The following is an 8,977-nucleotide window of genomic DNA, read 5'->3' on the forward strand; positions in this document are numbered from 1 at the left end:
CTTTTAGATATCGTAAAACTCTTTTTTAAGAATATTATTTAATTCAAAGTTTTTAAGTATTGGAGTTATCTTATCAGATGACAACCCATTATCATAGGGATTATGTTCTTCCTGTATTGATTTTATAAAGTCATCATCTAATGCCTTATGGATACCTTTAATAATATCATCAGTATTCGTTTTAACTTGTAGCACGGTCGGACCGGCTACTCGTCCTTTCTGTCGATCCCCAATATTTACCGTAGGCGTTTTAAAGGAAGGGACTTCAATTAAACCACTTGAAGAATTACCAATAACCACATCTACATATTTTAAAGCAGACAGATATCTAATTTGTCCCAGTGACTTAAATGACACACATCGGGCAGAATTCTTCTGCACATAATTATTTATCCGCTTTATTATTATTCGACCATCCGTATCTGCATTGGGCATTGTAAAAATCACTTTTGCCTCTGTAAATTGATCTATAGCCTTTAATAATTCATTAATTTGTTTTTCTGCTGTCTTCTCTTCAAGAGTTACCGGATGGTAGGTTACCAAAAAGGTAGGAGAATTTAGCTCAAAATCTATACTTTCCTCAAAATCCGACCTATCTAAAAGATCAAGTCGATAAATATTTTCAATACCCAATGCTCCAACATTAAAAACCCGATCAGGTTGTTCTCCCAATTGGATTACTCGCTTTTTATACTTCTCTGTAGAAGTAAAATGAAGGTGACTCATTTTGGTAATAGAATGTCGAATAGGTTCATCAATCAACCCTTCTGTTGCCTCTCCTCCATGACAATGTGCAACTGGGATGCGAGCGATCATGGCAGCTGATACCGCTGAGAAAATTTCGAAGCGGTCACCCAAAACCAATACTAAATCTGGTTGCAGATCATTAAACGCTTCAGAAAACGAAATCATACCTAATCCCATAGATTTACTAATCCCAACAGGGGTATCAGAAGAAAGCAAAATTTCAATTTTTCTTGCAATGGGTATGTCTTGTTCTTCAATATCTTCAACCGTAAAACCAAATTCCGGAGATAAATGCATACCTGTTACAAATAACTGTAACTCCAAATCAGGATCATCTATAATTTCTTTTATTACCCAATAAAGCAACCCAAATTCGGCTCTTGTACCGGTAATAACGGCAATTTTTCTTTTACTCATGCTAAATCATCCCAGCTCAGTTGATCATTTGCTTTGAGATTATTGGTTACTTTCCGCCCAATTATATTAGTAAAGTCCATAGGTGATATCCCATCTCCTGGCCGTAATGGAATTAGATCCTCTTCTTTAAGTATTTCTCCATTCCTAACATCTCGCTTCAAATGAAGACTTTTCCGAACAACTTCAATATTTTTTCTCTCACTTCTACTTGGCTTCTTTATGCCATCTCCAGAAAGAGCTTTTTCAATATTTCTGATCCCTTCAACCATAGCTTTTAACTCATCAGGCTCTAATGAGGCCCGGTGATCAGGCCCCGGCAGATCTCTATCAAGCGTAAAGTGCTTCTCTATCACTCTTGCACCTCTTGCCACAGCTGCTATCGGGACCTCTATTCCTAAGGTATGATCAGAATATCCCACCTTAACATCCAATTCTTCTGCAATAGTGTTCATTGCTTTTAAATTCACATCTTCCATGGGTGTAGGATATTCGGTATTACAATGAAGAACCGTAAGATTTTCTTTTTTTAAACCAAATTCAGTCAATACCGAAATCGCATCCTCCACTTCCTGCATGGTTGCCATACCGGTGGAAAGGATAACTGGTTTCCCTTTTTGTCCCAGTTTTCGCAAATAAGGGTAGTTTGTAATTTCACCGGATGGACTCTTGAAAAACGGTAATCCTAACTGATCAAGATAATCAATGCCATCTTCATCAAAAGCAGTAGATAAAAATCGGATATTGTTTTCTTCACATTTCTTTATAATAAATTGATGATCCTCCTCGCTCAACTCTACTGATTTCAACATGCTGTACTGATCATCAGAACCACTATCAACATTATTTGACTGATATTCTGCTTTCTGCGCCTTTGTGCTTACTATTTTATCTGCGTTAAACGTCTGAAACTTTACGAAATCGACGCCCGCTTCAGCCGCAACCTTGATTAATTTTTCCGCTATACTACGATCGCCATTATGATTAACACCAGCTTCTGCAATGATTTTTGCTTTATCAGAATTCATATTTCTCGACCCGGATTACCTACAATTTTTTTATTATGCGGTATATCATTAATAATGGTTGCACCCGCTCCTACGATTACATTTTCACCTATGGTAACTCCGTCCTTCACAACTGCATTAGCACCAATAAACGAACTTTGTCCGACTTTAACATTTCCTGCTAATACAGCCCCCGGTGCAATATGCGTACCATCAGCAATATGACATTCGTGTTCAATCACACAATTCGTATTCAGAATTACAAATCTTCCTATGTTACTCAAGGCATTAACGCTTGCTTGGGAAGAAACAAAAGTTCCCTGCCCAACATCAGCACTTTTGGAGAGCTCAGCTGAAGGGTGAATAATAGTCAATAATTCTTCTTTCCTGCTCGTAACTAATTTGCCCAGTTTGGTTCGAATATCATTATTTCCTATTCCCAGAATAAAACCAAACCCTTTGTTCCAGCCATCAAAATCATTACCCCCTTCATAGCCCAAATAATCCAAATTAAATGGATCATTTTGAGCCTCTTCCTTATCGGCGTAATAATGAATTGCTATACCTGCTTTAAAAGCTGCCTCAGCAACTACATAAGCATGTCCTGAATATCCTAATAATATATTCTTGCTATTTGACATAAACGCTGCTAGGTATATTTACAATCCGATCTTCCAGATATTCAGCATGCGTCTGGTCATCCCGGAAACAATCCTCATACATAGGCAAACGATACATAAGCTGCCATATAGGTCGGGTCATAATCCCCTTTTCATTTGTTTTCTCTAAAAAGAGGTCTCGCTGTTTTCGATCTTCCAATTCCACACACATTAACCAGTAATTAGCTTTGGTATCCGTGTTTTCTGTCCGAAATATAACCCCTTCTTTCTCAAAAAAGTCTGAATACTTTCCAGCTAAAGCACGTTTATTTTCAATAAACCTGTCAAGCTGCTCCAACTGAGCACAAATTAAGGCTGCATTTAAATTGGGCATACGGTAGTTATAACCCAATTCGTCATGGTAATACTCGTAGTCATGGGGCTTCTTTGCAGTCGTTGTTAAATGCTTTGCATGTTGTCCGGCTTCTATCTTATCCGTAACAATAGCCCCTCCGCCACCGGCTGTAACAATTTTATTGCCGTTAAATGAGAATATCCCAAATTCTCCAAAACTACCGGTAGGCTTTCTTTTATATAAAGATCCCAACGATTCAGCAGCATCTTCTACGATTGGTATATTCCATTCTTTACAAACAGACTCCAACTCATCCAAATGAACAGGAAAACCAAACGTATGCATAGGCACACAAGCAGCAATTCTATTGCCTGTTTGTTTATTATAACACCCGTCTTCACGAATTTCAGCAAATTCATCCAAAAACTGTTTTACAGCTTTGGGTGATAACCCCATAGTATCACGGTCCACATCCAAAAAAACAGGGTCGGCACCGTTATATCGAATGGCATTAGCTGTAGCTACAAATGTTAAGGCCTGGGTTAGTACTTCATCCCCATCTTCCACACCTGTTAAACGCAATGCTACTTGGAGTGCAGAAGTACCGTTCACTACGGCCACCCCCCTTCTGGTTTCCGTAAGTTCTACAATTTTATCTTCAAACTGATCTACGTAGGCCCCAACCGAAGAAACAAATGTTGAATCAATGGTATTAGCTACATATTCTTTTTCATTTCCTAAAAATCTAGGTACGTGAAGAGGGATAACATCCTTCGTTTCAAAATATTCTCTAATAAAATTGACAGTATTATCTATTAAATCTGACATCAAATATTATAAATATCCGTCTTAAAGTGTTTTAAATTCTCTTCTTTACTGTACCAATCAATCGTTTTTTCAATTCCCTCTTTTAGGGAATATTCAGGAACCCATCCTGTATATTCCTCTAATTTTTCATTGGAACCATACAATCGATATACTTCACTTTTTTCTGGTCGAACTCGCTGGTTATCTTGTTTAATTTTAGCATTAGGATTTATTTGATCAATAATTTCCTGTGCTAAATCTCCAATACTAATTTCATTTTGTGTCGCAATATTAACCTCTTCACCAATAAGGTCATCACATTTAGAAGCTTTCAGAAAGCCCTTTGCAGTATCCTTAACATAGACGAAATCTCTCGTAGGGTGTAAGTCTCCCAATTCAATTTGATCCTTACCACTTGCCAATTGTGTGATAATAGTAGGTATAACTGCCCTTGCAGACTGCCTTGGTCCATACGTATTAAAAGGACGAACCATAGTAACAGGCATATCAAAACTTCGATAAAAAGATTCGGCCATATAATCTGCTCCAATTTTAGAAGCAGAATAAGGTGATTGCCCCTGTTTGGGATGTTTTTCCGTTATTGGCACATATTGAGCAGTTCCATACACTTCCGAAGTAGAAGTTACTAGTACTCGCTTAATATCTAAATCACGAGCTGCCTGCAAAATATTCAAAGTACCTTTTATATTAGTATCTACATAACTATCCGGGGAATGATAACTAAATGGAATACCGATTAAAGCCGCAAGATGAAAAACTACATTAACATCTTTCATGGCAGTTCGCACCCCATTGGGATCTCGAATATCTCCGGTAAATATTTCTATCTCATCCAGCTTATTTTTTGGGAACGTATCCAGCCAACCCCAAGAGTTAAAAGAGTTATAATAACAAAAGGCTTTAACGCTGTAGCCTTCTTCTAAAAGTGATTCTGTCAGGTGACTGCCAATAAAACCATCAGCGCCTGTAATTAAAACTTTCATATAAATTATTCTACATTTTACAAACTTTGCATTTTAACCATTTCCTTAAATCGGGAATCATCATGCGAATATAGCTCATCATACGATCCCTGTTCGATCACTCGCCCTTCGTCCAGAACGTATACCCGGTCCACGTTCTTAATCGTGGAGAGGCGGTGAGCAATAATCACTACCGTTATTTCTCCTTTGAGTCCGTCAATGCTGTCCTGTATGTATCGCTCCGATTCGGTGTCAAGAGCACTTGTGGCCTCGTCAAGTATTAAAAGATTGGGCCGCTTGAACAGCTCACGGGCGATGAATAGCCGCTGACGCTGACCGCCAGAAAGGCGCACCCCGCGGTCACCAACTACGGTATCGTAGCCGTTAGGCAACCCTTTAATAAAGGGCGCCGCATAGGCTTTTCCAGCTGCCGTTTTGACCTTCATTTCCAACTCGCCCTCTTTCATCTTGCTGTGTTCCCCGGCCCACATACTGATGTTATTCGCAATAGTATCATCAAATACCACTGTCTCTTGCGAGACGTATCCCAGTTGTGAACGCCAAGTCGGCAGATCAATGTTGGATCCTGCTATTCCATCGATATATATATCGCCCTGCTGGGGTTTTAGCATAAGTGTCATCAGGTCCACCAGCGTCGATTTACCAGCCCCCGATTCTCCAACCAGAGCCACCGTATTATTTACTGGGATATCAATGTTGATATCCTTGAGCACAGGGCCGTCATCTTTATCATATGCAAACCAGACATTGTCGAAGGTTATACCATTTGCTAATCTCCCTACCTGCTCCTTGCCAGACTTTTCCTGCCACTGCTCTACTTCGTTAAATTCGTCGTCTACCATCTCCACCGAGCCTATTTTATCCATCGTTAACTGCCAATTACGCTGAATACCTATCATCGACTGCATACCACGATGAAATAACAATAATGAAACAAAAATAGGAGCCAACGGTTGCTCATATACCGTAACCTGCAAAGCAATTACCATCACAATAAAAAATATGGAAACAGGTTCCTTGATAGCGTTAGTGAACGCCCCAGCAATTTTCTGCCAGTAGGTATAGCCGGTCCAGCGGTAAATGCTGTCATTAATGCCCTGCCGCATATGGTCCACCTTGTCGGTAGATACAATATACTTAAATGCCTGCAGCGCCTGTACCAACAGGTGGTTCAGATGACTCATCTCCTTAGACGTTTTGCGAGATAGATCTCGCACATATCGATTCAAATAGGTGAATAGCAGTAAGATTCCACCGCCAGCGACCATTGCCATGAGAGCAAATCGCCAGGTCATCCAAAACGCAATAGCCATATAACCCGCCGTGGTGATAAACATGGATAAAAACTTCGTGAACTGACTAAAAGAACTATAGAACCTGTTGGTCTGCTGGTTAATAACATTAATAAAGTGGCCGGTGTTGCGCTGATTGTAGTAATTAAGCTCCATGTTGCTGTATTTATCGAACAACCGTGTTTTCAATTCGCGCAGCAGCTGCGCCTGCAGGTAGCCCTGGTAACCCTGCTCGGCAAACTTCAGCAGTCCCTTACCCAGGAAAGCCAGCGCAATAAAAACAAGGATCGCACCCACCGAGTCGGCCATCCCCATGGTATCGAGAAAATCATACATAAGCCGGGTTTTGGAGTCCATTTCGGCAGCATCTGTTGCATTAATCGACTGCAGCAACGGAAGTAGCATGGCAATGCCAAATCCTTCCGCCAGGGCGGCCAGCAGCGTAAGCCCGAAGATTATATACAGGCGGCGGCCTATATAGCGCTGATAGATATCCAGGTAGCGTTTTATATTTCTGAGTATATCCATGCAATTAGGTTAAGCGTATTTAACGAGCTTATGTAGATAAAAAAATTTTGAACCAATTAGAAGGATTTGTCACCTTCTTATTGAAACTTTCTAAGAAGTATAGCTTGTGAAAATTTGCACATAACTGAATAGGCTAGATCAATCTCCCATAGCCCGTGGAATAACCCAGTTGAATAATAAGGTTCCACAGGATAAAACAAATTCCACTGGGCCTGCATCCCTCTTCGCCAAGAGGGACTTTCTAAATAGGTTTGTTAATATTCATTTTATTAACTTTTTCCTCAAAGTATTCGAGGGTTTTCTTAATTCCCTCTTTACGATCGTAGCGTGGTTCCCAATCTAGCTCCTCTTTAGCCCGATTTATGTCCGGCTGGCGCACCTGCGGGTCGTCTTTAGGCAATTCTTCAAAAGTTATCTCACTTTCAGAACCAGTTAATTCAATAATTTCTTTGGCAAAATCCAAAATGGTAATTTCATCGGGATTTCCAATATTTACTGGTTCTATAAAGTTTGATTGCGATAGTCGCCACACTCCCTCTACCAAATCATCCACATACATAAAAGATCGGGTTTGTGATCCATCGCCGTAAACGGTCAGCGGATTGCCGTTCAGTGCCTGCCTCATGAAAGTTGGCAAGGCGCGCCCGTCATGAATACGCATTCGCGAGCCATAGGTATTAAAAATACGCACGATACGGGTCTCAACTCCGTGATAGCGGTGATAGGCCATGGCCATCGCCTCAGCAAAACGCTTTGCTTCGTCGTACACACCGCGATCGCCAATGGGGTTCACATTCCCCCAGTAGTCTTCGCTTTGTGGATGGGTCAACGGATCACCATACACCTCGCTGGTGGAGGCCAGTAGAAATCGGGCATTTTTCTCTTTGGCCAATCCTAGTGCTTTGTGAGTTCCAAGTGATCCCACCTTAAGCGTCTGAATCGGCATCTCCAGGTAATCTATGGGCGAAGCCGGAGACGCAAAATGAAGAATTAGATCCAATTCCCCGCCCACATGAATAAAATTAGTGACATCATGGTTGATGAATTCAAAGTTCTCATTCCCAAAAAGATGAGCAATATTATCGGCATTACCGGTGGAGAGGTTATCCATACAGATTACTTCGTATCCCTCTTTGATATAACGGTCACAGAGATGCGAACCGAGAAAGCCGGCACCGCCCGTGATGAGTACTCGCTTTTGTCTATTTTCTTTATTCAAAATAGTTTCAATAATTATATTAATAATTGTTCTGACAGATCCTAAAATAATTCCAGGAGGACATATTAGTTTAGGGTCTTATGAAGTTAAGCTCTCAAAGAGGGTCCTCTCGGAGCTTCTCCAGTAAGACGTTATATAAGTTTTTATTTCGATGATTAAAACGGAATTCAGTTTCTTTCAAATAGCGATAAAACTTCCTTTTGGGAACACCATTGAACTGGGCCAACCGGCGTTTGGCAAAGCTCCAGAACGACTCGATCCCATTAATATGGCGGCTGCCATCGGCGAACTGGTCCTGGCCATGATTCACGCGGTAATGCTTGTCATATCCAACGTCAACGAGGCCGTCATAGCCGCGCCAGCCATCGCTGTGAATGACGGTTCCCGGATCAATTTTCCCGCGAATAACGCGTTGCAGCGTCTTTTTTCGGGCGTCCGGAACAATTTCGGTGTACACTTGGCCTTGGCGCTTGAAAATGCCAAAGACAATCGTTTTACCCGATGCTCCGCGGCCCCGTTTACCGGGAATCCGTCGAGGGCCAAAGTAAGATTCATCAACTTCAACGGTTCCACCGAAGGGAGCCAGTTGCTCAGACCAGCGAGCAATTTTGCTACGCAGTTTGTCAAAGATCACTGTTACCGAACGCAACGAAATTCCAGTCAATTCGGCCGTTTCGGTCGCAGTCAAATCCAGTGAAAAACACTTAATTAAATGTCGGAATTTGGCCTCAGAAATTCTCGAACGCTTGTAATACTTGTTATTCATTGTATAGCAATATGTTACAAACTTCTATAACATGCTATACTTCATAAGACCCTAGTTTATTCTGCTGTTTCAAGTTCAGGCTCATTTACCGTTGGCCTCCCCACACTGATATAAGTGATACCTGCTTTCTCTGCTCGTTTGAGATCGTAGAGGTTGCGCCCATCAAAAATGACGGGATCTTTCATCTCATCGGCAAAATTGTCGACCGTCGGCCGGCGGAACTCGTTCCACTCGGTGCA

8 protein-coding genes and 1 pseudogene are annotated in these 8,977 nt (G+C 41.1%); all 9 read right to left on the reverse strand.

Translation table 11 applies throughout. From position 1 onward, the window contains the following. Positions 1-3: 3 nt before the first annotated feature. A complete protein-coding gene (neuC, locus tag ACQ4LT_RS13820; RefSeq protein ID WP_445666647.1) occupies positions 4-1,164 on the reverse strand; it encodes a UDP-N-acetylglucosamine 2-epimerase in 1,161 nt (386 codons plus the stop codon). Further along, a complete protein-coding gene (gene neuB / locus ACQ4LT_RS13825) occupies positions 1,161-2,189 on the reverse strand; it encodes an N-acetylneuraminate synthase (RefSeq protein WP_445666648.1) in 1,029 nt (342 codons plus the stop codon). The genes neuC and neuB overlap by 4 nt, the downstream gene beginning before the upstream one ends. Then, a complete protein-coding gene (locus tag ACQ4LT_RS13830) occupies positions 2,186-2,809 on the reverse strand; it encodes an acetyltransferase (RefSeq protein ID WP_445666649.1) in 624 nt (207 codons plus the stop codon). The genes neuB and ACQ4LT_RS13830 overlap by 4 nt, the downstream gene beginning before the upstream one ends. After that, entirely contained in the window at positions 2,799-3,950 is a 1,152-nt protein-coding gene (locus ACQ4LT_RS13835; protein ID WP_445666650.1) for a LegC family aminotransferase, read from the reverse strand. The genes ACQ4LT_RS13830 and ACQ4LT_RS13835 overlap by 11 nt, the downstream gene beginning before the upstream one ends. Next, on the reverse strand, positions 3,950-4,933 hold the full coding sequence (locus tag ACQ4LT_RS13840; RefSeq protein WP_445666651.1) for an NAD-dependent 4,6-dehydratase LegB: 984 nt from the start codon (positions 4,931-4,933) through the stop codon (positions 3,950-3,952). The genes ACQ4LT_RS13835 and ACQ4LT_RS13840 overlap by 1 nt, the downstream gene beginning before the upstream one ends. A 17-nt stretch (positions 4,934-4,950) precedes the next feature. After that, positions 4,951-6,753, reverse strand: coding sequence for an ABC transporter ATP-binding protein (locus ACQ4LT_RS13845; RefSeq protein ID WP_445666652.1), 1,803 nt, complete (start codon positions 6,751-6,753; stop codon positions 4,951-4,953). Positions 6,754-6,994: 241 nt separating this feature from the next. Continuing rightward, positions 6,995-7,972, reverse strand: coding sequence for a UDP-glucuronic acid decarboxylase family protein (locus ACQ4LT_RS13850; protein ID WP_445666653.1), 978 nt, complete (start codon positions 7,970-7,972; stop codon positions 6,995-6,997). 94 nt (positions 7,973-8,066) lie between these two features. Beyond that, positions 8,067-8,738, reverse strand: a complete 672-nt coding sequence (locus ACQ4LT_RS13855) for an IS1595 family transposase (protein WP_445666654.1) — start codon at positions 8,736-8,738, stop codon at positions 8,067-8,069. 56 nt (positions 8,739-8,794) lie between these two features. Next, positions 8,795-8,977: pseudogene (locus ACQ4LT_RS13860) on the reverse strand (UDP-glucose 6-dehydrogenase); the annotation flags it as partial.

The organism is Fodinibius sp. AD559 (assembly GCF_052712805.1).